General features: G+C 54.4%; 23 protein-coding genes and 3 pseudogenes. 12 read left to right on the forward strand and 14 right to left on the reverse strand.

What is annotated here, in order from left to right; genetic code table 11:
- Window positions 1-11 precede the first annotated feature (11 nt).
- The 3 genes from ACWKX3_RS05760 to ACWKX3_RS05770 are packed head-to-tail and all read right to left on the reverse strand — an operon-like array spanning window position 12 to window position 3,167.
- A complete protein-coding gene (locus ACWKX3_RS05760; protein ID WP_101737780.1) occupies window positions 12-332 on the reverse strand; it encodes a YdbL family protein in 321 nt (106 codons plus the stop codon).
- 7 nt (window positions 333-339) lie between these two features.
- Window positions 340-531, reverse strand: a complete 192-nt coding sequence (locus ACWKX3_RS05765; protein ID WP_006175056.1) for a YnbE family lipoprotein — start codon at window positions 529-531, stop codon at window positions 340-342.
- The gene (locus ACWKX3_RS05770; protein ID WP_454541437.1) at window positions 528-3,167 is read right to left on the reverse strand and encodes a YdbH family protein; all 2,640 of its coding nucleotides are present in this window, start codon (window positions 3,165-3,167) and stop codon (window positions 528-530) included. The genes ACWKX3_RS05765 and ACWKX3_RS05770 overlap by 4 nt, the downstream gene beginning before the upstream one ends.
- A gap of 210 nt (window positions 3,168-3,377) precedes the next feature.
- Between ACWKX3_RS05770 and ACWKX3_RS05775 the strand changes: the two genes are divergently transcribed.
- A complete protein-coding gene (locus ACWKX3_RS05775; RefSeq protein WP_088207351.1) occupies window positions 3,378-4,367 on the forward strand; it encodes a 2-hydroxyacid dehydrogenase in 990 nt (329 codons plus the stop codon).
- A gap of 95 nt (window positions 4,368-4,462) precedes the next feature.
- Here ACWKX3_RS05775 and ACWKX3_RS05780 read toward each other — a convergent pair whose 3' ends face one another.
- Window positions 4,463-5,335 (reverse strand): manganese catalase family protein, encoded by an 873-nt coding sequence (locus ACWKX3_RS05780; RefSeq protein ID WP_236346974.1) that lies wholly within the window; start codon window positions 5,333-5,335, stop codon window positions 4,463-4,465.
- A 576-nt stretch (window positions 5,336-5,911) separates the two neighbouring features.
- Between ACWKX3_RS05780 and ACWKX3_RS05785 the strand changes: the two genes are divergently transcribed.
- Window positions 5,912-6,583, forward strand: a complete 672-nt coding sequence (locus ACWKX3_RS05785; RefSeq protein ID WP_454541438.1) for an SOS response-associated peptidase — start codon at window positions 5,912-5,914, stop codon at window positions 6,581-6,583.
- Between the two features lie 184 nt (window positions 6,584-6,767).
- Here the strand turns inward: ACWKX3_RS05785 and ACWKX3_RS05790 are convergent, their stop codons facing one another.
- Window positions 6,768-7,160: a hypothetical protein gene (locus tag ACWKX3_RS05790; protein WP_187370421.1), complete on the reverse strand. Its 393-nt coding sequence runs from the start codon at window positions 7,158-7,160 to the stop codon at window positions 6,768-6,770.
- Between the two features lie 603 nt (window positions 7,161-7,763).
- Between ACWKX3_RS05790 and ACWKX3_RS05795 the strand changes: the two genes are divergently transcribed.
- Together ACWKX3_RS05795 and ACWKX3_RS05800 are read left to right on the forward strand one after the other, a co-directional pair.
- On the forward strand, window positions 7,764-8,021 hold the full coding sequence (locus ACWKX3_RS05795) for a branched-chain amino acid transport system II carrier protein (protein ID WP_454541439.1): 258 nt from the start codon (window positions 7,764-7,766) through the stop codon (window positions 8,019-8,021).
- Window positions 8,022-8,037: 16 nt separating this feature from the next.
- Entirely contained in the window at window positions 8,038-9,300 is a 1,263-nt protein-coding gene (locus ACWKX3_RS05800; RefSeq protein ID WP_137272110.1) for an amino acid permease, read from the forward strand.
- A gap of 138 nt (window positions 9,301-9,438) precedes the next feature.
- On the opposite strand, the pseudogene ACWKX3_RS05805 reads toward ACWKX3_RS05800, so the two are convergent.
- Window positions 9,439-9,686, reverse strand: a pseudogene (locus ACWKX3_RS05805) (M3 family metallopeptidase); the annotation flags it as partial.
- 372 nt (window positions 9,687-10,058) lie between these two features.
- Between ACWKX3_RS05805 and ACWKX3_RS05810 the strand changes: the two are divergent.
- Window positions 10,059-10,713: pseudogene (locus ACWKX3_RS05810) on the forward strand (SOS response-associated peptidase).
- 14 nt (window positions 10,714-10,727) lie between these two features.
- On the opposite strand, the gene ACWKX3_RS05815 reads toward ACWKX3_RS05810, so the two are convergent.
- The 7 genes from ACWKX3_RS05815 to ACWKX3_RS05845 all read right to left on the reverse strand — a co-directional run bounded on the left by ACWKX3_RS05815 (window position 10,728) and on the right by ACWKX3_RS05845 (window position 15,504).
- A complete protein-coding gene (locus ACWKX3_RS05815) occupies window positions 10,728-11,135 on the reverse strand; it encodes a hypothetical protein (RefSeq protein WP_454541440.1) in 408 nt (135 codons plus the stop codon).
- Between the two features lie 68 nt (window positions 11,136-11,203).
- Complete coding sequence (locus ACWKX3_RS05820; protein WP_454541687.1) at window positions 11,204-11,269, reverse strand: DUF4113 domain-containing protein; 66 nt, start codon at window positions 11,267-11,269, stop codon at window positions 11,204-11,206.
- Window positions 11,270-11,893: 624 nt separating this feature from the next.
- Entirely contained in the window at window positions 11,894-12,988 is a 1,095-nt protein-coding gene (locus tag ACWKX3_RS05825; protein ID WP_454541441.1) for a flavin monoamine oxidase family protein, read from the reverse strand.
- Window positions 12,985-13,668 carry a cupin domain-containing protein gene (locus tag ACWKX3_RS05830; protein WP_454541442.1) on the reverse strand — a complete coding sequence of 228 codons (684 nt, stop codon included), beginning with the start codon at window positions 13,666-13,668 and terminating at the stop codon, window positions 12,985-12,987. The genes ACWKX3_RS05825 and ACWKX3_RS05830 overlap by 4 nt, the downstream gene beginning before the upstream one ends.
- 41 nt (window positions 13,669-13,709) lie before the next feature.
- Entirely contained in the window at window positions 13,710-14,054 is a 345-nt protein-coding gene (locus ACWKX3_RS05835) for a carboxymuconolactone decarboxylase family protein (RefSeq protein WP_454541443.1), read from the reverse strand.
- Between the two features lie 36 nt (window positions 14,055-14,090).
- Complete coding sequence (locus ACWKX3_RS05840; RefSeq protein ID WP_047343910.1) at window positions 14,091-14,372, reverse strand: hypothetical protein; 282 nt, start codon at window positions 14,370-14,372, stop codon at window positions 14,091-14,093.
- 217 nt (window positions 14,373-14,589) lie between these two features.
- Window positions 14,590-15,504 (reverse strand): LysR substrate-binding domain-containing protein, encoded by a 915-nt coding sequence (locus tag ACWKX3_RS05845; protein ID WP_088207359.1) that lies wholly within the window; start codon window positions 15,502-15,504, stop codon window positions 14,590-14,592.
- A 175-nt stretch (window positions 15,505-15,679) separates the two neighbouring features.
- Here ACWKX3_RS05845 and ACWKX3_RS05850 point away from each other — a divergent pair, with 175 nt between their 5' ends.
- From ACWKX3_RS05850 to ACWKX3_RS05875, 6 genes and pseudogenes are all read left to right on the forward strand, one after another.
- On the forward strand, window positions 15,680-16,456 hold the full coding sequence (locus tag ACWKX3_RS05850; protein ID WP_102890967.1) for an SDR family NAD(P)-dependent oxidoreductase: 777 nt from the start codon (window positions 15,680-15,682) through the stop codon (window positions 16,454-16,456).
- A gap of 45 nt (window positions 16,457-16,501) precedes the next feature.
- Window positions 16,502-16,984: an OsmC family protein gene (locus ACWKX3_RS05855; RefSeq protein WP_454541444.1), complete on the forward strand. Its 483-nt coding sequence runs from the start codon at window positions 16,502-16,504 to the stop codon at window positions 16,982-16,984.
- A gap of 37 nt (window positions 16,985-17,021) precedes the next feature.
- Window positions 17,022-17,540 carry a carboxymuconolactone decarboxylase family protein gene (locus tag ACWKX3_RS05860; RefSeq protein ID WP_400443621.1) on the forward strand — a complete coding sequence of 173 codons (519 nt, stop codon included), beginning with the start codon at window positions 17,022-17,024 and terminating at the stop codon, window positions 17,538-17,540.
- Window positions 17,541-17,566: 26 nt separating this feature from the next.
- A complete protein-coding gene (locus tag ACWKX3_RS05865) occupies window positions 17,567-18,595 on the forward strand; it encodes a zinc-binding dehydrogenase (protein ID WP_454541445.1) in 1,029 nt (342 codons plus the stop codon).
- 4 nt (window positions 18,596-18,599) lie between these two features.
- Window positions 18,600-19,805: an MFS transporter gene (locus ACWKX3_RS05870; RefSeq protein WP_454541446.1), complete on the forward strand. Its 1,206-nt coding sequence runs from the start codon at window positions 18,600-18,602 to the stop codon at window positions 19,803-19,805.
- A gap of 120 nt (window positions 19,806-19,925) precedes the next feature.
- Window positions 19,926-20,081: pseudogene (locus tag ACWKX3_RS05875) on the forward strand (integrase); the annotation flags it as partial.
- A 150-nt stretch (window positions 20,082-20,231) separates the two neighbouring features.
- Here ACWKX3_RS05875 and dcp read toward each other — a convergent pair.
- Window positions 20,232-22,265 carry a peptidyl-dipeptidase Dcp gene (gene dcp / locus ACWKX3_RS05880; protein WP_454541447.1) on the reverse strand — a complete coding sequence of 678 codons (2,034 nt, stop codon included), beginning with the start codon at window positions 22,263-22,265 and terminating at the stop codon, window positions 20,232-20,234.
- A gap of 143 nt (window positions 22,266-22,408) precedes the next feature.
- On the opposite strand from dcp, the gene ydfG reads away from it, so the two are divergent.
- Entirely contained in the window at window positions 22,409-23,155 is a 747-nt protein-coding gene (ydfG, locus tag ACWKX3_RS05885; RefSeq protein ID WP_006175045.1) for a bifunctional NADP-dependent 3-hydroxy acid dehydrogenase/3-hydroxypropionate dehydrogenase YdfG, read from the forward strand.
- The last annotated feature ends 34 nt before the right edge of the window (window positions 23,156-23,189 follow it).

The following is a 23,189-nucleotide window of genomic DNA, read 5'->3' on the forward strand; positions in this document are numbered from 1 at the left end:
ATTTTTTCAGTTCACTCTTTTTTCAGCCACTTGCCGTTGATCCCCTTCACGTACTCGCCCGGCTGCGCACGGGCCACCAGCTTTTGCCCGGCCATTTTCGCCACTTCATCCACCGGCAGGTTGTTGCTGTCGGCCAGCTTTTGGTAGCTCTCGGTACGTGCGGCATTTATGCTTTTCACCAGCGCCAGCGTGTCTGGATCCTGCTTAACCGGCGCCAGGTAGCCGCTCAGGGTTTCCCCCACCCGGCCCTGGTTGCGTGCCTCGTTTAAGGTCAGCGTCGCGGCCTGCACGTTCATTCCCAGCGCCAGTAAAATCAGTAGTAATCGTTTCATGGCATCCTCAGAACAGATCGCTGCGCGTTTTCAGCAGGGTTTCTACGTCTTTATCGACCTTGATGTGGATCTCATGCTCGATTTTGACGTTCATATTGATGGTGATCGGCTCTTTCGGTGCCGCCACTTCAATACGCGGCGTACAGCCCGAGAGCAGCACGGCAACGGCCACGGTGAGTACACCTGCCATCTTTTTCATTGTTGTTCCTCACTTTCCTTGCCGGTCGAACTGCGGATACCCGGTATGGCCGCATGTTGCTCAAACCATGTTTGCAGATTATCCCCGAAGCGCAGGCTGCGCCAGAGGGTAAAAACGTTCTCTTCGTGGGTGTAGTTCAGATTGACCGAACCGCTTTTGCCATCCACCCGGCTGGTGCCCTTGATCGCCGCCTGCAGGGTTAAGACCCCCAGATTATCGACATTGATCTTTGTCCACGACCGGGTGATTTCCATGTAGCGCAGCCAGTTGATGGCGGCCCCTGCGGCCATATTGTCTTTCACAATGGCGTCGGCCGTGTCTTTGTCAATACGCAGCGTCATGGGCCCCGGATTGGTCAGCCAGCCGTCTTTGATAATCCAGCGTTCGTTGTCGAGCCAGAATGGCAGCGCCCCGCTGACCGGGCCAGACATCGTAAACTGTTTGGGATTCACCGCGCTAATCAGCTCGCTGGAGGAGATATTGTCCACGCGCAGCAGGGCCGCATCATGTTGCGGCATACGCAATTGCTGCAGGGTGATTTTGCCGCCGAGCGTTTCTATCTTCACGTTGGTGAGCAGCAGCGGGTTGTCGTCGGTCCAGGGGTAGTCACCCTGTAAATCGGCGGTGATATTATGTGCGGACACCAGATTTTGCACTTCGCCAATGCGCAACGTCACCGGCCCCCGCGTGCCCAGCGACCAGGTCCCTTCGCTAAAGCGGAACGGCAGAACAAAATCGACGCCGTTGATCTGGTTGTCGGGCATCCACAGGCTACCGGCTTTTACCACCCCGTGGCCGCCCGCCTCGAATCCCTGGTCCGCCGCCGCCGAGAAGGCCACCTGCGCGTAAAGTTCGCCGTCGCGCAGCGCCATCTTCCAGTCTGGCGGAAGCAGCGGCTGGAATACCGTGAGGGACTGCTTCGGCCACCAGGCCTGACCGCGCAAACGCACACCGTCCCAGCGGCCATTGACCTGCACCGGCCCAATGGCGTCGGCGTGAAGATCCCCTTTGAACTGGAACAGGGTCGGGTCAGTCCCGTCGACGCTAAAATTCAGTACCGAGGGCGGCAGCAGGCTTCCGCCTGAAAAGGTGGTTTGTCCCGCTTTCAGCGACAGCGCCCCGCTGAAGGCCGGATGGGCAGGATCGCGCTGCCAGCGCACCGGTTTTTCCAGCACCAGACGCGGCTTGCTGACCAGCATCGTGCCGTACTGGAGCTTATCGAAACCGGTGGAGAGATCGGTCAGCGCAATCACCCGATCGCGCCATTCTCCTTTCCCTGCAACGTCCCATCGTGCGTTCATCGGCGTGAAGTTACCGTTGCCCCAGTAGCGCCACTGCCACAGCCCGCTGTCGGGTAAAAAGTCTTGCGCCTGGCCGTCCAGGTGCAGGGTAAAATCGCCCATCTCGTTTTCATGAGCGCGTAATATCGCCTGCAGACGGCCATCCACGCCTTTTTGCGTCAGCTTAACGCCCGCGAGAGGCCAGCGTATTTCGTCGATATCCAGCGAATCAATCAGGCGTCCGCGCGAGCGAAGCAGCGCGCCGGGGGCGAATTCCAGGATGGGATCTGCCAGGCTTCCGGTCAGCGTCGCCGGAAGTTTGGCGTAGAGGATCAGATCGTTTTGTTTCGCCTCGCCGCTCAAATGCAGCGGCATGTGGCTGTTATCCATGCTCAGCGTGCCAGGGCCGAGAGTCAGTACGGCGTTGCCCTTCCCGGCATCGCCCTGCGTCAGCACGTTCAGGCGTCCGGTGAAGGTCGCTTTTTCCAGCCCCTGCTGCCAGTTATCAATCTTCAGCCCAACGCGTCCGCTCAGCGGCAGACCTGGCTGTTGCCAGTTCCATCGACCGTCGCTGATGGTCAGCTCCCGGGCGGTGACCTGCCAGGGCAGGTCGAGCAGCGGGTCGGGGTTATCCCTCGCCATGACCACCAGCTGCCCCTGATTGTCCGCCCACTCCAGATCGGCATCGACCAGAGACGATAAGTGTGGCACGTTGAAGGTGGCCTGCGCGTGCCCTTTAACCGGCGCGCCGTCCGGCACCAGCGGCAGGGTAAATTCCCCCACCAGCGTCACGGGCTGCGGCTGGTCCGGCAGGTGAATGTCGAATTGCTTGATGGTCAGATTCTGGCCGCGAAGCTGCCCCTGGATGCTCACCTGCTCGCCTTTATAAGTGAGAGTCTGGCTGGCCGGGGTTAAGGACGCGCGAAGCTCCCCCTGCCACTGCTGCCAGGGGGAGAGCGTCAGGCGGTGGATCGTCAGCCAGGTGTTCGGCAGGATCGCCTGCCACTGGGCCAGGGTTTTTGGCGCGACGGTGGACGGGGCGGACTCGGGCAGTTTACTCAGACACGCAGAGTTCAGCTCAAGCGCGCCGACATCCAGCGCCCAGCGGCTGGGGTGCGACAGCGTGACGTTTTCGATACGGGCAATTTCGCAATCTTCTACCAGATAGCGGAGATCCGGAATAACGAGGGCGTTGCGGGTCAGACGAGGACTTTTTTCAAAGGCGATGCGCGTCCCCACCGGCAGCCAGATCCCGGCAAGGGTCGGTACCCATTGGGCGAGCGTCATCAGCAGCGTCAGCGGCAAAACGATCAACAGCAGTAGGAGCGCGATCGCGGCTTTGTATTTACCCTTCATGGGCAGTTAATATCCTGATTTAGCGAAAGAATTAAGCCGACATTGCCGATCATTGTCGCATGATTAGCCAGTCAGTTGAAGAGACTGTCATTTTTAAGGATAGATGCTCTATCATTATTCATAGAACTTATTGAATTCAATAAAATTTTATAAATTGTAAGATTATTTTAATCATGCTAACGTGAATGTAAAATCACTGGAGAAAGTCTTATGAAACTCGCGGTATATAGCACAAAGCAGTACGACAAAAAGTATCTGCAACATGTTAACGAGGCTTACGGATTCGATCTTGAATTTTTCGACTTTCTGCTGACTGAGAAAACTGCCAAAACCGCCCACGGCTGTGAAGGCGTCTGTATCTTCGTCAACGATGATGGCAGCCGCCCGGTGCTGGAAGAGCTGAAAAAACAGGGGGTGAAATATATCGCCCTGCGCTGCGCCGGGTTCAATAACGTGGATCTGGATGCGGCGAAAGAGTTGGGTCTGAAGGTCGTTCGCGTACCGGCCTATTCACCGGAAGCGGTGGCGGAACATGCCATCGGCATGATGATGTCGCTGAACCGTCGTATTCACCGTGCTTATCAACGTACCCGTGATGCGAACTTTTCTCTCGAAGGGCTGACCGGTTTTACCATGTACGGCAAAACCGCCGGGATCATCGGCACCGGTAAGATTGGCGTAGCCGCCCTGCGCATTCTGAAAGGCTTTGGTATGCGCCTGCTGGCCTTTGACCCGTACCCAAGCGCTGCCGCGCTGGAGATGGGCGTGGAGTATGTTGATATTCAGACGCTGTTCTCCCAGTCTGATGTGATCTCCCTGCACTGCCCGCTGACACCAGAAAACTATCACCTGCTAAACCAGACGGCTTTTGACCAGATGAAGGACGGGGTGATGATCATCAACACCAGCCGCGGCGGTTTGATTGATTCACAGGCGGCGATTGAAGCGCTGAAAACCCAGAAGATTGGTGCCTTGGGTATGGACGTCTATGAGAACGAACGTGACCTGTTCTTTGAAGACAAATCCAATGACGTGATTCAGGATGACGTGTTCCGCCGTCTGTCGGCCTGCCATAACGTGCTGTTCACCGGGCATCAGGCCTTTCTTACCGCCGAGGCGCTGATCAGCATTTCGGAAACGACGCTGGGGAATTTGCAGCAGCTGGAGAAAGGCGAAGCCTGTCCGAATGAGATCGCGTAGGTGATTGGCGGGTAGTTTTTCAAATCGGTAAGTACTGTGGAGTACAGTGGAAGGTTCCGTTCACCTCATAAGGCGAACGGAACCTTGGGCAATGCTTAAACCTCTTTCTTCCCTGCCCCCAGCTCAGCGCCGGTAAGCGGGTCAGCCTGCGGGTCGGACTGCGTGCGTTTGACCATCGCCTTCATCATGGTTTTCTGCTTAGCGGTCAATTTCACTTCCGCATCGCCCGTTCCACCATCAACGGCTGGCTGTGGATCTTCCACGTAGTCGAAGTATTTATCGCTGTTCCAGCTGCCGCGAACTTCGCCACCCGAAGACATGCTGTAGTACTTGTTGGTGTACTGTTCTACCGGCGGCAGTTTGCCCGGCGGAAAGTTATTACGGATAGACTGAAGCGCCTTTTCGAAAGAGAGTTGGTGCGCCGCCTCACGGGTCATCAGGAAGGCCAGCGCATCCTTAACGCCAGGATCGTCGGTCACGTTGATGAGTCGCTCATAGATAATTTTTGCACGGGCTTCTGCGGCAATATTTGAACGTAAATCCGCGGTCGGTTCGCCGATGGTATCGATGTAAGCTGCCGTCCACGGTACACCGGCAGAGTTCGTAAGAGCCGGGCCGCCGCCGTACAGCAGTGCGGTGATATGGCTGTCGTTACCATTCGCCGTCATGGAACGATAAAGTTCCGCTTCATTTTCAGTGCCTTCCGCCAGCTCGCCTTTGGCACCTTTATTAAGCATGCCAACCATGGTGCCGATAATTTCCAGGTGGCTTAACTCTTCGGTCGCAATATCCAGCAGCATATCTTTGCGACCTGGATCGTCATCGCCCAGCCCCTGTGTAAAGTAACGGCATGCCGCCGCCAGCTCGCCCTGAGGGCCGCCGAACTGTTCAAGCAGGAGATTGGCAAGGCCCGGATTAGGCTCTGCAACGCGTACGGTATACTGAAGTTGTTTGACGTGTTTAAACATGCTCTGCCTCACTTATAGTATTTTTAGCTAAAATGCCTGGCTCAACCGAGCACAGAAAAAATGGACGTGTCATACCCGCAACAGGATCGTTGTGAAATAAACATTGAGTAAAACATGATGACTGCGGCGGTATTATCCGCAGTTTGAAATAGCGTAATAACGGCGCGTAACGGGCGCTTCCAGAATCATCATATAAAAGTCTGTCGTCGAATTAACGCGCTCCAACTCTAATTTAAGACTATTCTCACCTACACCTTCCGTCGCAACATAAATAACGCACGAGGAAAGTAAGATATATTCTCCATCATCACTCACGGTAAATACTCTTATTTTTACTCTTCACCTTGACAGAATATTTAACGTTATCCCGTTTGCACACAGTTATTAAGGTTAGCTCGTCTCGTCAGATAGTCAAATTATCCTCTGAAGGGCGCTTCCTCCTGTCGAAATTAGGTCTGTCTTTTCTGCAATACCCAAAAAAGCAGAGAGTGAGTAAAAAAAGCATTCATGACAAGCCGATCAACTCCTCTTTCCCCTGCCCTATACTTTCAGTATGTCGTTTCAAGAGAGGTGTCTATGTGTGGACGTTTTGCACAAGCGCAGAGCCGTGAAGAGTATCTTGCTTACTTTGCCGGGGAACGCGATCGCGACATTGCCTATGACCCGGAACCCATTGGCCGTTACAACGTGGCGCCAGGGACAAAAGTCCTGCTGTTGAGCGAACGCGATGAAAAACTGCATCTCGATCCCGTTTTTTGGGGTTATGCGCCCGGATGGTGGGATAAAGCCCCCCTGATTAATGCGCGGGTTGAAACCGCAGCCACCAGCAGGATGTTTAAACCACTCTGGCAGCATGGCAGAGCCATCTGCTTTGCGGATGGATGGTTCGAGTGGAAGAAGGAAGATGGCAAAAAACAACCGTATTTCATTTACCGGGCCGACGGAAAGCCTGTTTTTATGGCGGCGATCGGCAGTACGCCGTTTGAACGTGGTGATGACGCTGAAGGATTTCTCATTGTCACCTCTGCCGCCGATAAGGGGCTGGTCGATATCCACGACCGCCGCCCGCTGGTGTTATCACCCGACGCGGCACGCGAATGGATGAGACAGGATATAGGCGGGAAAGAAGCAGAAGACATTGCCGCTGACGGCGCAGTGCCCGCCGACACCTTCATCTGGCATGCCGTTACGCGTGCAGTGGGAAATGTGAAGAATCAGGGGCCAGAGTTAATCGAAGCGGCACGCTAGCCGCGTACATTTCTCCCCACCTCACGTCGGATACGAATCTCCTGGGGTAAGAGAGGAGAAGAATTCGTATCCGACAGATAAGGGTTTCTGATAACCAGGCGCTTACCCTATATGCACGTCTGGAGGCGATCATGTACCGGCGTATTCATGGCGTTACATCAACGATGCCCTGCCGCTGAGAGTGTTAACGACCGTTTATTACTTGAATGTTAATTTCTTCGTTATAATAACTTTGTGGATGATAGTGTTTTAGCCCAAAGGGGCAAAGCGTAAACTGGCATGGCGATTCGCTTTCACACCGCTGACTCATTTCACGTCGGTTACCGGGGCAATCATTTTTCATTCTGAAACCTAACCAACGTATTGATGAATAAGGCATTGCATGAGCTATCCATACGCGTCTGCGACGATTATCAATCAGGATGCCTTTTTCAGTCATCGTGACAACTTCCCCGGGGCGCACGTAATAATCACCTTTAAACAAGAGGATATAACTCAGCCCGTATGTTGTCTCAACCCTGCCAAAAAACGTGCCTGTCTCCGGGCTTGCTATCGTCTCGACTATCTTCCACTCCATAAAACCCTCTTTCAGTGATGTTACGTCGTTCTGCTTTGCATTGCGTATGGCACGCACGGGTGTTTTAGTAATTTCGCGTCACAAAATAAGAGTAGACAAAATGCGAGATAAATTCAAACAACCTTACAAAGAAAATGGGAATCTTTACAATTCCCATTACGCCTTGTAAAGAGGCAAGCTGTGGGATGACGGGATTCTCTGGCGAGGATCGACCTTAAAGGCACTGGCCAGGGGTTCTGATAGCGCGTTCGCTGAGAAGCCGCCGCCAGAGCACGCCATTGATATCAGACTGAATAAACAGAATGGGCTAAACGATAAAGAAGCGTTAAGAGAATGTTTTAAAGCTGCTGTTTTAATACGGGTTAGGCATGAATGTTGACGCGCGCTATAAAATCATCGAATAAGCAATTTCTTCAGCATCCGGATTGCTTGTGGTAATTAATAAGTAAGGTATTCATTTTTAATTAACAGGCGTGCAGGCAGGGAAAGTCGGGCGTTATTTGTTCATTAATTTAGCAAGTGCCTTTCCTTATTAACCGCCTGTTAACGCAACATCAATAAATAATGATAAATGCATACAGGTTTACTCACAAGGTTCACGGTATGCGAAAGCAACTCTTCCCCACCGATGATGTAAAAGTGCCGGAATTCATGACTCTGGCGCTGTTCCCCGGCGCGGGTAACATTATCTGTCCGCCGATTACTGGCAAGATGACCGGCGAATATTATTTAATATCTTCACTCGAGTTCATTATTTCGTGCGTCCTTTTGCCGCTACTGGCATCTCATTTTTATATCATTCCTGGCATGTTCTTCGTCAGTCCCCGCACCGCTGGGCTGCAAGTCGTCATCTCCCACTAACTAAGCGGTAAGCATTATGAATACAGCACCAACCACCATTGGCAACATTACAACGCGCGGCAGCTGGCGCTGGCAGGACAACCTGTGGACGCTGGGTCTCTATGGCACGGCGGTCGGCGCGGGAACCCTGTTCCTCCCCGTGGAGATCGGGACACGCGGCCCGGTCATCTTCCTGGTGATGCTGCTGCTGGGCCTGCCCTTATCCCTGCTGCCCCATCTGCTCTTGTGCCGGGTGTATATGCGTGAGGAACAAACTGAAAACGGCACGCTGCCGATTTTCGGTTCCTTCTTCAGCGGGCGCGGCGAAAAGCTGATGACCCTGTTCTATTGCATCACCTTCTTCCCGGTTACCCTGGTGTATGGGGTCGCGCTGGTCAACGCGCTGGATAATTTCCTCACCGAGCACCTTCACATGAGCGGTATCAGCCGTGGCCCGCTGACGTTTATCGTGGTGGCCGCGCTGTATGTGGTACTGAGCAAGGGGCGCGATAAGGTGGTGGCCACCATGAGTGCGCTGGCGCTGCCGTTCGCTGTGTCTGTGCTGCTGATCGCCGTGTCACTCATTCCGGGCTGGCATCTGTCCAATCTCACCGGCGCGGTCGCTGAGGTGAAGAGCACCCCGCTGTCGGTAACCATGAAGGGCATCTGGCTGACGCTGCCGCTGATCACCTTCTCATTCTGCTGTGCGCCGATGGTCTCCCCGCTCACCTCATACTACCGTGAGAAGAAAAACGAGGGCGAGGGCAAGGCTCTGTTCGTGCTCCGCGTGGCCTATGTGGCTATCTTCTCCAGCATCATCTTCTTTGTGCTGAGTTGTATGCTGAGCATCCCGCATGACAGCTTTGCGCAGGCGAAGGCGCAGAACCTGAACGTGCTGTCTGTGATGAAAGGAAGCGGTGACTTCAGCCTGATTTATTACGTGGCCCCGTTCATCGCTATCATCGGGATGACCAAATCCTTCCTGGGCGTGGGTCTGTCGGTGGCAGAGACGTTCGGCCAGCTGGCGGCCAGCGTATCGGGTAAGAAGGCCACCACCAGTAAGCGCGTGGCCTCGCTGGTACTGTTCCTGCTGACCTTTGGTATCGTTTATGCGAACCCGGACGTGCTTAACCTGATTGAAACGTTATGCGGGCCGCTGATTGCGGTGATCCTGTTCCTGATCCCCGCCTACCTGATTTACACCCGCACTGCGCTGTCGCAGCTGCGCGGCGTGACGGTGTTTCTGGTGGTACTGGGTGGGCTGGCAACTCTGTCCGCACTGCTGTGGCCGTTACTGTAAGGCAGAGCGTGGCACAGAGATTGTTGCAGGCGTAGCGGGCTCGTGTGGCCCGCTACGCTGTAAGGCACTGATGCTGTTAGAAGCGGCTGGTGCTGAAACCGCGCCATCTCACTGCGCGGGGAGTCTGGTGTATTGAACCTAATCACTCAACCCGCGATTCTCCAGCATCGGTTCAATCCTCGGATCGTGCCCGCGCCACTGGCGATAAAGTTCAGCTAAATCAGTGCTGTTCCCGCGCGACAAAATCGCCTCGCGGAATTTTGCCCGTTTTCGCGAGTCAAACCACCCTGCTCGACAAACCACTGATTGCCATCGTCTGCCAGCATCTGGGTCCACAGGTAGGCGTAATACCCCGCCGCATAGCCGCCGCCGAAGATATGGGCGAAGCATACTATTCAACTATTGTTTTTGTTCTTTGTAAACAATATGTTAACTTGTAATCGAAGGGTTGAGTTGCACCATTTCAGCCCTATTGAAACCTCATATTATTTAGTAGGTTGCGCATCGTTTTGGGGAAGAAAATCACTCAAAAACGCCCTTCACCCACTCTTAAATCTCGTATTTCGCACAATTAATAAACGATAGCCGCTTCGAAACATAAGTTTAACTTTGCGTAGCATCTACCTGATTCGCAACGCCCAACTTTACCACCGCTCCGATTTGAATCATCATGCGATTGTTTCAAAATCATAAGGTTTCGGTGCGCACCTCTTTTTCTCTCTGCCCTATACTTTCAGTCTGACTGACTGGAGGTTTCTATGTGTGGACGTTTTGCACAAGCCCAAACCCGTGAAGAATATCTTGCTTACCTGGCTATTGAAGCCGATCGTGATATCGCATATGACCCAGAGCCTATTGGTCGGTACAACGTGGCGCCCGGTACAAAAGTCCTGCTGTTGAGCGTACGCGACGAGCAGCTGCATCTGATCCGATGTTCTGAGGTTACGCGCCCGAGTGGTGGGATAAACCGCCATTGATTAACGCGCGTGTCGAGACGGCGGCCACCAGTTGAATGTTTAAACCTTTGTGGCAACATGGCCGGGCGTTCTGCTTTGCGGATGGATGGTTTGAGTGGAAAAAGGAAGGCGACAAGAAGCAGCCCTACTTCATTCACCGGGCCGACGGCCAACCGATATTCATGGCAGCGATTGGCAGCATACCTTTTGAGCGAGGCGATGAAGCAGAAGGCTTTCTCATTGTGACGTCTGCAGCGGATAAAGGACTGGCCGGCCACTTGTTCTATCACCGGAAGCAGCAAGGGAATGGATGCGCCAGGACATAGGCGGAAAAGAAGCGGAAGAGATAGCAGCCGACGGAGCGGTGCCCGCCGACAAGTTTATCTGGCACGCGGTGTCGCGTACCGTTGGTAATCCAAAAAATCAGAGTGCTGAATTGACTGGTAATATTCAGTGATATCCTGAGAGATATTACCAGAGTTTTACGCTTCCATCTGGCTGCTTACCCCCTACTGGAGTCATGTCGTACACCTTGGTTACGCATTTTTGAATGCCGTTTTTAAGATGCTTTACCATTTTCTTGTCTGAATTATTCTCATCAAAATAATTCACGGTTGTAACGTTATTTTTCTTGTAAATCTCGGCTTCACCATATGGTCCGGCGGAATAATTAATCTTATAACCCCAGAATTCTTCTTTATAGCTGGCTAAAATGTAAGGGTCGTAATCTGCAAATACCTCAGCAATGCATAATGCAACGCTTTTTGTATCGCTCTTAGTCGTATATACAGCATCAGGAGTACCATGCTTTGGAGGCTCCTGGATAATGGCACACCCAGTTAAGGTAAGAACGGCTAATGCAAGAATAGGTTTTAACATATCAATTCCATTTAAGTCTTTATAAGTGCCTGAATAAGATACTTTATTTTGACAATAATGTCCTGCATTTATTTAACAGTTAATAAATCCTGGAAGCGGGTCGTATACCGCGGCGAAAGTATTTCTCGCTTCATCTGCCATTGCTGCCGAATGCCCTGCCCGGCAACCACGGGCCGCGTAAGAGCATATCGCTTGCCTCATCTCCTCGTATTCTGTGACTCGTTCGCCAAAAGAGCGACTGCACACGATTTCCTGCTTTATGGGGGCAAACTCCTCAAGATCGAGACAAGGCGATCGTTGAACAGCAGAAGATCCAGCAGGCGAAGGATGCCCAGCAGAGCCAAATTGAAGCGTAACAACAGGCTCAACTCAGGGCGCAACAACAGGCCCAGTATGAGGCAGAGCAGCAAATTGAGAGACAGGCACAGCTGCAGGCATAAGAAAATGCAGAACAGCAGGTTCAACAGGAAAACGCTGGGAGCCCTGATCAGTCCCGAATGGCGTTTGCGAATGCCGACTCTGATTTGAATGTCCTCTGACCTTTTTCAAGCATGACACACAAGCGACACGTTAATACCAGAGTATTACAAAATCACCTTAAGTCAGTTTCTTAACTAACTTGACCCCGGGTAGAGTGTCAGCTTTGTGCCAGAAACGGACCTTTCAGAAGCCATAGCAGACGTATTATCAAACCGGATACGCATGTTTTTCAACAACCCCTCTCCGGTTCGAAAGGCTACAAACCATTTTCACGGGGGTTATTTCAGTTGTAACCAGCGCTGAACACCCGTTAATGCAGAGTCAATAGCGCCTGCCAGATAGCCCGAGAATAGCGGCGACCATTCACTGGCGATACCTGTTATCTCACCGGACCACTCCCCCCTGGTGGGAAGTTGCTCAGGCGTTGCGTGCCCGACCTCCTGCAGGAGATCAAATTCCGTTGCAGTAAACGGATCGGCCGCCCAGTCTTTTATATACTCAGCTTCAGGTTCTGCCGCATCCTGTCCAAATAAGCGTATGAGCTGCTCCCGGCAAAGGCTTTTGAGAACAGCTTCGCTGACTGTCCATCTTGATTTTGCCGGTACGCCAATAAAACCAAAAATCGCCGTTTTGCCCGAATCTGGCTCGGATACGTCGTGGATCTCAACCATTGGCCCCACGCGGCTTCCTGCATTGCCGGAAAGCTGTCGTGTATGAAATAAGTCTGTTTTATATACAGCGACATATTTCGCATGGGGAGCCATCCACGTCGGAGTTTTCCGCCAGTTCGACAGCACCTGTTCCGGCATCGCTGGTCTGAAATCTATTTTCGCTGCCAGGGCGGGAGGCAAAGCGAGGAAGACATGCTCACCGGAAAACACGGCCTTTTTACTGCCTTCGGAACGGGTATGGACTTGCACTTCCTTGCCGGCCCGGGAAACCGCCATCGCCTGATGGCCGGTTTTAATCTTCTCAGCCGGGATCTGACTTTTAAGTGCCGCCGTCAGCGCCTGCATTCCTCCCTTCAGCCTGAAAGACGCCGGGGAGCTCTCCCATGACGGGTAGCGTTCAGGGGGCGAATCCAGCTGGCGCTCGTAGAGCATGTCTCCCGGGCGGCCGTGCGCGATTACCGGAAGGTTAAGCCGCTCGATAAAATGCGCGAAGTCCGGTTGCATATCAGGCCAGAACCACGCTGCCCCCATATCGACATGAATGCCAGCGGAGGCACCCGCCAGTTCCAGGCCTGACAGCACGCGCCCGCCCGTTCTGTCACGAGCCTCAAGGATCACATAATCAACACCCGCTTTTTCAAGCAGCGTGGCGGCATAAAGGCCGCTTATGCCCGCACCAATGATAACAGCGCTCTGCTTCATAATGTCGCTCCGGTCAGGGTTGTCGGGCTGAGATGTCCCGTTTTCAGATAAAAAAGTGCGCCGGAGGCGGTGGCTATAAGAGCAGGCATATCACCCGGCGGAAACCGCAGCCAGCTTCCTGCCCCATAGCAACCTTCCGGCGCATGGAGTTCCCCTTGCAGAAGAAGGATCTCTGCTCCGCCAACAAGCGGTGCACAGAAGATCCGCTCACCCGGGTCAATCCTCTGAAGCAGCACGGTTTCTGAAGTGCCGGAGAATAACGGGCAGACTTGTCTTTGCGGCTGACCGTGCCAGTTGGCTGCCTCCTGCGTATTTATCCTGACCGGCTGGCGCTCACCGGCAGACATCTGGCGCAGCTTGACGAAAATGGTTGTGCCGTCGCGACTTGAGGGTTGGTGAGAAGAACCGTCCGGGCTGCGCAGATACCAGCCGGCAGGATAGTCGACCCCGTTTTCGGTAAAGATACCGTCGAGCACCAGAATCTCCTCTCCGCCGGGATGGCTGTGTGCGGGAAATGTGGATCCGGGCGCATACCTGACAATGCTGGTTGCGCGGGCCTGCTCGCGACCAATCCGGTCAAGCATCACGCGCTCAACGCCGGGCTGGGGAGAAGGTATCCACTGATAATCGTCCGGAGTAACGATCGCACGCTGCGAAAAATCAGAATTCAGTAACATCATAGTCAGTGATTAGACGGCCCTGGAGGGGGCCGTCTGCAGGCCTATTTGTTTGGCAGATTATCGTACACATCCAGAGCTCGCGCGGTATACGTCAGCGCTGCGCCGGTGTTCAGGTTAATGGCAACGGCCAGCGCTTCGGCGATCTCTTCACGCGTGGCACCGTGCTTAACCGCAGCGTCCACGTGTACGGCCAGGCAACCGTCACAGCGGGTGGTGACGGCCACGGCCAGTGCAATCAGTTCATGGGTTTTAGGATCGAGGTGCACGTTTTCTGACGCCCCTTTATCCATCTGCTGAAAGCCTTTCATAAACTCTGGCTGCAGTTTGGCAAATTTGCCGATGGTGGCGAGCAGGCCACTGCGATATTCATTCCAGTTCAAGAACATTGAAAACTCCGGTTATTTTTTGTCTCAGAAATATCATTACATGACGTCGAAAATACGTACGTCAGGCGCGCTGTTTAAATAGGGTTTCAATCCTGCAACAACATCCTGCGTGAACAGCGGACTGCTAAGGTATGCCTGCGCCTGCGCCACAGTCTTAAAGCCGTGCAGCACCTGGACATCCTCGTCACGGACAAGCAGCTCTTTAGAGGTGGCACCCTCGATGGTGGTCAGAAACGGGGTTTTGTATTTCTGGTATACCCCCGCCGCTGCCGCACGGTTTTCATTACTGATATCCAGGGTGATTTGCAGATAAGCCATCGTTCTCTCCTTCGCTCAGGGTTGAGGCAACACGCCCGGTTACAAACCCGGTCTGTATTACCTTTCGTTGAGGGCGATTATCAGAAAGCCAGACAGCTTCAACAAATCAGATAATCTTGCGGAGCAGAGAAGAAATTCTATGTCGTGGTTTGGCAGGGAATGAAGCATCACGCGGCTGGACTGATTACCGGGACAGCGTGATGCCTCAGGAGGCAGTTTATGAGCGGTCTGAAACGACATCCTGAAGAAGCCAGTCATGGAAAACGTTTACTTCATCACGCATGACTTTTTGCTGCGGGGTAACCAGATAATAGGACCACTTGAGTGGCCAACGGTGGTCCGGATGCAGCTGGGCCAGCTGTCCGGTTTCGATAAGTTTTTTCACCAGAGCGTAGCGGACAATAGCCACCCCCCTGCCGCTCAGGGCCGACAGGATCACCGCCGAGGTAGAGTTAATATGCAGCCCGCTTTCCAGCGCGTCGGGTGCACCGACCGCCATCAGGACATCATTCCATGACGGAAAATCTGCCCCGGGATGCGGCGTGTCATCGTGAATGAGTTTTTGCGTGGCGAGCCATTCACTGCAGGCCATTTTCCCGGACGGCACCAGGTGGGGACTGCAGACCAGCACCGCTTCCTCATCCATCAGCCAGGTTTTATTCACGCCAGGCCAGTCGCCCTGTCCGCAGCGAATACCGATATCCGCCTCGCCGTGCGACACGTCCATCAACTTTTCCGTAACATTAAGCCGCAGATCGATATTTTCGTGCGTTTCCGAAAACCGGTTCAGGCGATCCATCAGCCAGTTCATCATCAGTACCTGCGACGCCGTCACCACCACCACCGAGCGCGAGCGGCGACCACGAAGCTTGTTTAATCCGGTTTCAAGTTTGTCGAGCCCCTGCGTGATGTCCTGGAGTGCCTCCTGCGCTTCGTCAACCAGCGTCAGACGCTCTTTTCCTGAACGGGTGCGGTGAAGAAGCGGGTGCCCGACCCAGTCTTCCAGCGAGCGCACCAGCTGGCCTACTGCGGCGGGCGTAACGCCCAGTTCCTGAGCCGCGCCGGTAAAGCTGCCATGCCTGGCGGTGGCTTCAAAAGCGTGCAGCCATTTAAGTCGGTTTAGCGATCGCATTGTGTTCATCCTGATGCATTATTTTCCTCAGTATACGCCAGCGAGATAGATTTTCTTTCCTGAGTCGCAATTTCTTCTCAGTCGTCAATCAGGGGCCCGGGTGGCATTCTGGTTTCACACGATGAGAAGCACGGCTTTTCATCAATGACAACCATATGAATTTAAGAGGTTAGCGATGAACGCATCTTTTGCCGGTAAAAAACTGTTAGTGGTCGGTGGTACGAGCGGTATGGGCTTCGAAACGGCGAAGCTGGTTCTGAAAAACGGTGGCAGCGTTGTGCTGGTTGGCAATCGCCAGGACAAAGCCGAGCAGGCCCGCCAGGCACTGGCTGCTGATGGTCAGGTTTCCATCATCGTTGCCGACCTGATGAAAGAAGAAGGTATGCAGCACGTGGTGAATACCATTAATGCCGAACACAAAGATATCAGCCTGCTGGTCAATGCGGCTGGCGTATTTTTCCCGAAACCGTTCACCGAACATGAAGTGTCAGACTATGACATGTACATGAACATTAACCGCGCGACGTTCTTTATTACCCGTGACGTGGTGCGCAATATGGTTGAAGCTGGCATTAAAGGCTCCATCGTTAATATCGGTTCCATGTGGGCACAGCAGGCCATCGGTGCCACTCCGTCTTCAGCGTACTCAATGGCAAAAGCGGGTCTGCACGCGCTGACTAAAAACCTGGCCATTGAGCTGGGTGAAAAAGGGATCCGAGTGAATGCGGTGTCTCCGGCCGTTGTTCACACGCCGATTTACGAAGGCTTCATTCCGAAAGACGACGTGAAGGACGTGATGAGCAGCTTTGACAGCTTCCACCCGATCGGTCGCGTGGGTACCCCGGTCGATATCGCGGAAACCGTTGCTTTCCTGCTTTCTGACAAGACTGGCTGGGTCACCGGCGCTATCTGGGATATCGATGGCGGCGTAATGGCTGGCCGTAACGCCTGATGACCATGCCGCACGCGCTTACCCGCGTGCGGCACTGGAGTAATTATGCAAATCCAGACCGCGCGTTATGACCTTGTCACCTCGTGGCAGGGGGGCATGGCCAGCCGAACGCTCTGCCAGTCCTTTTCCGCAGACGACGCTCCGGCTGCCCTGCAAAGTCATGTTATCGATTCCGATGAACCGGTTTCGCTGGGTGGCGAAGGGCTGGCTCCTGACCCCCAGGAGCTGATGCTCGCTGCGTTCAATGCCTGCATGATGGCCGCCTTTATTCTCAAAGCCAGGGCTGAAAGTCTCGCCCTTACGCATCTTGAAATACACACTGACGGGCACCTTCCGAAGGGTAGACCGGCCTCCGGTGACAGACCTGCAGAGGATGCTTCCGGCAGGCTTGTGTATGTCATCCATGTAAGCGGTGGCGGCACGGTGCATCAGTTTGAAGGGGTTCATCAGCGGGTGATTGCCTCCTCTCTGAACCGGTGGTTACTGGCCCAGAATATACTGATCGAAGGTGACTTAATACTGAGCTGACGCGGCTGGATTGTTCTGTTCTACAGGAAAAAATAATATGAACACATCAAGAGTAACTCCCTGGCAGGATGAAGAGCCAGTCGACGCCGATCTTCTCAACGCGATAAAGGCCCGTCGGCCCGGCGGAAAACTGATAGATATTGACCGGGTATTACTGAAGAGTGCCCCCCTGGCCACGGGCTGGAACGAACTGATGGTACGGGTACGTCAGGAATTTTCACTCAGCCTTGAATACCGGGAACTGATCATGCTGCGTGTTGCCTGGCTGAATAAAGCAGAATTTGAATGGAATGTGCACTACCCTGCCTATCTGGATGCAGGCGGAACGGCTGAAAAAGCAGAAGCGCTGCGGTTATCCTCCGCGCCACACGTCTTTAATGACACCGAAACGTTGCTTATACAGCTTACGGACCAGTCCACCCGGAACGTCGTGGTTGAGGAGAATGTAATCGGTGCGCTGAAAAGCCTGTTAGGTGAAAAAGAGACCGTGGAAGCGGTTGCTACTGTCGCCGCCTATAACATGGTGTCCCGTTTTCTTGTCGCCCTTGCCATCTGACAACCCCAAATTTTCCGGTGCAACTTATGAATAAAAAATATCGCGCTATGCAGATCGTTGCCCCCGGTGTGCTGGAAATGACCGAGCGGCCGGTACCCGCTCCCGGCCCGGACGACGTGCTCATCAAAATTGAAGCATGCGGCGTATGCGGTGCCGATCTCCGGGACGCGGAAAAAGCACCGCAGGCGGGCCAGCCCGGCCGTATACCGGGACATGAAATTGTCGGGTTTATTGCCCGGAAGGGAAACAGGGTACCCGATATCTGGCAAACTGGTCAGCGGGTAGGCGTCGGACGTCTGGGGGGGTACTGTCAGCACTGCAAACCTTGCCGCAGCGGGCTTTTTCATCTTTGTGAAAACCAGCTTACGCCTGGACTCAGCTGTGATGGCGGCTACGCAGAGTACGTCGTCATGCGGCACACCGCGCTGATAGCCATCCCCTCCGCGCTTTCTTCCGTACATGCCGCGCCGATCCTTTGCGCCGGTACCGCAACCTTCAACGCGCTGCGTAATTCAGGCGCAAGGGCGGGCGACAGAGTCGCGGTTCTCGGAGTAGGTGGCCTTGGCCACATGGCCGTTCAGTACGCCCGTAAAATGGGTTTTGAGGTGACCGTAATTGCGCGGGGTAATGAAAAAGAGCGAGCGGCCTTTGAGCTGGGTGCGCATCATTACATCGATACACTTGAGGAAAACGCATCAGAACGCCTGAAAAATGACGGCGGTGTGGATTTTATTGTGGCAACGGCACCGGCTTCAGAAACGGTTTCAGCCCTCCTGTCCTCTCTGGCACCCCGGGGAAAAGCGATTCTGCTGGGTACCGGACAAACGCCGTTAAAGGTGATGCCCGGTATGATGATCGGCGCTGAACGTACCCTGACAGGATCTTTCGTCAGCACACCGGCGCAAACCGAGCGCGCACTGCAGTTCAGCCACCTCTTTCAGGCTTTGCCTGTTACAGAGCTGCTGCCATTTGAAAGGGCAAATGAGGCGCTCAGCAGACTGAAGCAGGGTTTGGCGCGATACCGGATAGTGCTCACCATGAATCAGGATAATTAATCATATGTCCGCAGCACATTTCCTGCCCGTTGCAGATCAGAAAAACAATATCATCCGCCTGTCGGCCGCACAGGCTCTCGCCGGTGCTAACTCTGTGGTTTTTTATGCCACAGGCGCAATTGTGGGTAACTCGATTGCGCCTGCAAGCTCGCTGGCCACGCTGCCCATCACCATGTTTGTACTTGGGATGGCGGCCTGCATCTTACCGTTAGGTTCACTGGCGCGGAAAAATGGCCGTAAAACTGCGTTTATGGTCGGCACCGGGGCTGGCGTCATTACCGGACTGACCGCTGCACTTGCCGTCGTCATTGGCTCTTTTATACTTTTCTGCATTGCCGCATTTATGGGGGGAGCATATGCGGCCGTTGCGCTCAGCTTTCGTTTTGCCGCAACGGACGGCGTCACGCCCGAACGCCGGGCCAGGGCTTTGTCGCTGGTTATGGGAGGCGGAGTGATAGCTGGCGTGGTTGGTCCTATGCTGGTTTCCGGAACGATGCACCTCTGGCTGCCTCATACATTCGCCGTCACGTTCCTCGCCCAGGCGCTCGTGGCCGTCATTTCGGCATTCATACTCAAAGGCGTGAAAACCACAGAACCTGCCGGCGCGGTAAAAACGGGTGGGCGGCCTTTACGCGAAATTGTCCGTCAGCCAGGGTTTGCCAGAACCGTATTCAGCGGTGCGGTCACTTATATGGTGATGAACTTCCTGATGACGGCAGCCCCACTCTCAATGCACATGCACGGCATTTCTCAGCAGGCGTCCAATCTCGGTATCCAGTGGCATGTTATTGCCATGTACGGTCCGGGCTTTTTCACCGGCAAATTAATTAACCGCTTTGGGGCCATGCGTATCGCCGCTGCGGGTCTGCTTATCACGGCATGTTCTGTGCTGGCCGGACTCAGTGGAACCGATATTTTTCACTACTGGCTGTCGCTGATTTTGCTGGGTCTGGGCTGGAATTTTGGCTTCACCGGCGCATCGGCAAAAATCATTGAATATCACCGTCCCGAAGAGAAGACCCAGGTCCAGTCCCTGAATGATTTTGTGGTGTTTGGAGTGATGATTGTTGGGTCATTTTCTTCAGGTGCTCTGCTCAATCTCTACGGCTGGAACGCAGTCCTGTGGGGATCCCTTGTTCCCGTCGGGCTTGCTTTTTTAGGTATTATTAACGAGTTGCGGACAAAAAAGCAGGATAAATTAAGCTCCTGACGCAGTTTTATCTGCGGCCTGAAAGCGGGTTATGTTGATGTGCAAAGTATCTAAAGCCCAAAATCAACGAGAATGGCGCAAACGCTCCGCAGCGTCTGGATTTCCGTGGAGGATGGGAAAACAATGCCGACTTTTCACGAGCAGCGTTCTCTATCGGAGCGTCTGTATGAGGGGCAAGGCATCAATACCCAGCTGCTACCCGGTCACTCATCAGACAGGATGACAGCGCAATATCATAACGATCGCGGTCTCGAATGGGTGAAAGTGAAAGAGTAGCTAAGTGAATAATTGGACCGTATCCCTCTGCAAATTTCGCAGAATTTAAGAATTCATGTTGGGGAGGAATTTTGGAGGCGTTTTGGGGAAGAAAAAATCGGGCAAAAACCGGGCACCGCGCCCGGTTCTGCTTCCAGCCTGAAATAGTCCTTACGAACTCAACCCGCGATTCTCCAGCATCGGTTCAATCCTCGGATCGTGCCCACGCCACTGGCGATAAAGTTCTGCTAAATCAGTGCTGTTCCCGCGCGACAAAATCGCCTCGCGGAATTTTTGCCCGTTTTCGCGAGTCAAACCACCCTGCTCGACAAACCACTGAAAGCCATCGTCTGCCAGCATCTGGGTCCACAGGTAGGCGTAATACCCCGCCGCATAGCCGCCGCCGAAGATATGGGCGAAATAACTGCTGCGATAGCGTGGCGGGATGGCGGGAAGATCCAGCCCTTCCTTTTTCAGCGCCTCGGCCTCAAACGATTCTACGTTATCAACGGTGTCGCGAATGCTGTGCCAGTTCATGTCCAGCAAGGCAGCGCTGAGCAGCTCCGTCATGTCGTAGCCCTTGTTGAACTGGGTGGCGTTCAGCATTTTATCCCGCAGGGCATCCGGCATGGGTTCCTGGGTTTGATAATGACGGGCATAGTGCGCAAACACGCGCGGGTGGCTGGCCCAGTGTTCGTTGATTTGCGACGGAAACTCAACAAAGTCTCGCGGCGTATTGGTGCCAGAAAGCGTAGCGTAGCGCTGGCTGGCAAACAGGCCGTGCAGCGTATGACCAAACTCGTGGAACAGCGTGATGACATCATCCCAGGAGAGAAGTGCCGTCTGGCCGGTAGCGGGTTTTTGATAGTTGCACACGTTGTAGATCACCGGGCGGGCGCAAGACTCAAAGGATTGTTCGACGAAATTGCCCATCCACGCCCCGCCGCTTTTTGAGTCGCGGGCGAAGAAGTCACCGTAAAACAGCGCCATCCCCTCGCCGGTGTGGTCAAAAATTTCCCATACGCGCACGTCCGGGTGATACACCGGGATGTCAAAACGCTCAACAAAACGAATGCCAAACAGCTCGCTGGCAGCCCAGAATACGCCGTCGTGCAGGACGGTATTGAGCGCAAAGTAAGGTTTGATTTGCGACTCATCGAGCGCGTATTTTGCCGAGCGCACGCGCTCGGCGTAGTAGGCCCAGTCCCATGCTTCAACGGTAAAACCGCCCTGCTCGTCGTCAATCACCTTCTGGATATCAGCCTGTTCACGCGCCGCCCGCCCACGCGCCGCAGGCACGATCCCCCGCATAAAGGCCAGCGCGGCGGCAGGCGTTTTCGCCATCTGGTCAGCGGTGCTCCAGCTTGCGTAATCCTCAAATCCGAGCAGCTGAGCCTGCCGCGCGCGCAGCGACGCAAGACGGCGGATCAGCTCGCGGGTATCGTTTTCATCGCCTTTTTGGGTGCGATCCCATCCGGCCTTGAACAGACGTTCACGCGTCTGGCGATTGCGCAGCGCGGCGAGGGCGGGCTGTTGCGTGGTATTAAGCAGCGGGATCAGCCAGCGATCGCGAAGACCTTTTTCCGTTGCGGCCTGCGCGGCGGTGCTAATCTGGTCCGCGCTCAGGCCATCGAGTTGTTGAACATCGTCCACCACCAGCCCGCCCGCGTTGTCTGCGGCGAGTAAACGCTGGTTAAAGCGGCTGGTCAGCGAGGCGGATTCCGTATTCAGCGTTTTGAGCTCCGCTTTTTCGGCAGCGTTAAGGCGTGCGCCCGCAAGGACAAAGTGCTGCCAGGTCTCTTCCACCAGACGACGGGATTCCGCATCCAGCGCGGCGCGATCCTGCCAGACGCGCTCGACGCGGGAGAAAAGCGTGTCGTTAAGCCAGATATCGTTTGCCAGCTCCGCCAGCTCGGTTGAGAACTGCTCATCCAGCGCCTGCAGATCATCGTTGGTGTGCGCGGAGGTCATGGCAAAAAAGACGCTGCTGACGCGTGATAGCATCGCGCCGCTTTTCTCCAGCGCCAGCACGGTGTTGTCAAAATCCGGTGGGGACGTTTGGGCGATAATAGCGTCGATGTCAGCACGCTTCTGGCGCAGGGCTTCGTCGAATGCCGGGCGATAGTGGCTGTCTTCAATAAGATCGAATCGCGGTGCCTGATACGGCAGCAGGCTGATGTCAAAAAAAGGATTGTTGACCGACATTTTTCACTCCTCAGAACGGTGTATTCCCCCAGAGTAGGCCAGGCCGTCAGCGCCTGCAATGCCATCATACAAATGTAGCCTTAACGGGCCGCCCGCGAGCGTGCTATGGTAGTACAACACAAAAAGCGTTGAGGAACAGTGAGATGATAATTTTAGTTACCGGGGCGACCGCGGGTTTTGGTGAATGCATCACGCGTCGCTTCGTCGCCAACGGCCATAAAGTGATTGCAACAGGCCGCCGTCAGGAGCGCCTGCAGGAGCTAAAGGATGAGCTGGGCGACAGCATCCTGACCGCGCAACTGGACGTACGTAACCGCGCGGCCATTGAAGAGATGATCGCGAACCTGCCGGCCGAGTGGCGTGCCATTGATGTTCTGGTCAACAATGCCGGTCTGGCGCTGGGCATGGAGCCCGCCCATAAAGCCAGCGTGGAAGACTGGGAAAACATGATCGACACCAACAACAAGGGCCTGGTGTACATGACCCGCGCCGTGCTGCCCGGCATGGTGGAACGCAACAGCGGCCACATTATCAACATCGGCTCTACCGCCGGTAGCTGGCCTTACGCAGGCGGCAACGTCTACGGCGCAACCAAAGCCTTCGTGCGCCAGTTCAGCCTGAACCTGCGCACCGACCTGCACGGCACGGCTATCCGCGTGACGGACGTTGAACCAGGCCTGGTGGGCGGGACGGAATTCTCTAACGTCCGCTTCAAAGGCGATGACGCGAAAGCGGGTAAAACCTACGAAAACGCGAATGCGCTGACCCCGGAAGACGTCACCGAGACGGTCTGGTGGGTGGCGACGCTGCCTAAACACGTCAACATCAACACCGTTGAAATGATGCCGGTCAGCCAGAGCTTTGCCGGACTGAGCGTCCATCGCGGCTAATTTGCCCCGCCCGGCCTGCGGGCCGGGTCTGTGA

The organism is Enterobacter sp. UPMP2052 (genome assembly GCF_053709675.1).

What these genes read in the sequence shown, in the direction of transcription:
- ACWKX3_RS05760 (WP_101737780.1), bottom strand. Translation starts at nt 332, where the DNA reads ATGAAACGATTACTACTGATTTTACTGGCGCTGGGAATGAACGTGCAG.
- ACWKX3_RS05765 (WP_006175056.1), bottom strand. Translation starts at nt 531, where the DNA reads ATGAAAAAGATGGCAGGTGTACTCACCGTGGCCGTTGCCGTGCTGCTC.
- ACWKX3_RS05770 (WP_454541437.1), bottom strand. Translation starts at nt 3,167, where the DNA reads ATGAAGGGTAAATACAAAGCCGCGATCGCGCTCCTACTGCTGTTGATC.
- ACWKX3_RS05775 (WP_088207351.1), top strand. Translation starts at nt 3,378, where the DNA reads ATGAAACTCGCGGTATATAGCACAAAGCAGTACGACAAAAAGTATCTG.
- ACWKX3_RS05780 (WP_236346974.1), bottom strand. Translation starts at nt 5,335, where the DNA reads ATGTTTAAACACGTCAAACAACTTCAGTATACCGTACGCGTTGCAGAG.
- ACWKX3_RS05785 (WP_454541438.1), top strand. Translation starts at nt 5,912, where the DNA reads ATGTGTGGACGTTTTGCACAAGCGCAGAGCCGTGAAGAGTATCTTGCT.
- ACWKX3_RS05790 (WP_187370421.1), bottom strand. Translation starts at nt 7,160, where the DNA reads ATGGAGTGGAAGATAGTCGAGACGATAGCAAGCCCGGAGACAGGCACG.
- ACWKX3_RS05795 (WP_454541439.1), top strand. Translation starts at nt 7,764, where the DNA reads ATGCGAAAGCAACTCTTCCCCACCGATGATGTAAAAGTGCCGGAATTC.
- ACWKX3_RS05800 (WP_137272110.1), top strand. Translation starts at nt 8,038, where the DNA reads ATGAATACAGCACCAACCACCATTGGCAACATTACAACGCGCGGCAGC.
- ACWKX3_RS05815 (WP_454541440.1), bottom strand. Translation starts at nt 11,135, where the DNA reads ATGTTAAAACCTATTCTTGCATTAGCCGTTCTTACCTTAACTGGGTGT.
- ACWKX3_RS05825 (WP_454541441.1), bottom strand. Translation starts at nt 12,988, where the DNA reads ATGAAGCAGAGCGCTGTTATCATTGGTGCGGGCATAAGCGGCCTTTAT.
- ACWKX3_RS05830 (WP_454541442.1), bottom strand. Translation starts at nt 13,668, where the DNA reads ATGATGTTACTGAATTCTGATTTTTCGCAGCGTGCGATCGTTACTCCG.
- ACWKX3_RS05835 (WP_454541443.1), bottom strand. Translation starts at nt 14,054, where the DNA reads ATGTTCTTGAACTGGAATGAATATCGCAGTGGCCTGCTCGCCACCATC.
- ACWKX3_RS05840 (WP_047343910.1), bottom strand. Translation starts at nt 14,372, where the DNA reads ATGGCTTATCTGCAAATCACCCTGGATATCAGTAATGAAAACCGTGCG.
- ACWKX3_RS05845 (WP_088207359.1), bottom strand. Translation starts at nt 15,504, where the DNA reads ATGCGATCGCTAAACCGACTTAAATGGCTGCACGCTTTTGAAGCCACC.
- ACWKX3_RS05850 (WP_102890967.1), top strand. Translation starts at nt 15,680, where the DNA reads ATGAACGCATCTTTTGCCGGTAAAAAACTGTTAGTGGTCGGTGGTACG.
- ACWKX3_RS05855 (WP_454541444.1), top strand. Translation starts at nt 16,502, where the DNA reads ATGCAAATCCAGACCGCGCGTTATGACCTTGTCACCTCGTGGCAGGGG.
- ACWKX3_RS05860 (WP_400443621.1), top strand. Translation starts at nt 17,022, where the DNA reads ATGAACACATCAAGAGTAACTCCCTGGCAGGATGAAGAGCCAGTCGAC.
- ACWKX3_RS05865 (WP_454541445.1), top strand. Translation starts at nt 17,567, where the DNA reads ATGAATAAAAAATATCGCGCTATGCAGATCGTTGCCCCCGGTGTGCTG.
- ACWKX3_RS05870 (WP_454541446.1), top strand. Translation starts at nt 18,600, where the DNA reads ATGTCCGCAGCACATTTCCTGCCCGTTGCAGATCAGAAAAACAATATC.
- dcp (WP_454541447.1), bottom strand. Translation starts at nt 22,265, where the DNA reads ATGTCGGTCAACAATCCTTTTTTTGACATCAGCCTGCTGCCGTATCAG.
- ydfG (WP_006175045.1), top strand. Translation starts at nt 22,409, where the DNA reads ATGATAATTTTAGTTACCGGGGCGACCGCGGGTTTTGGTGAATGCATC.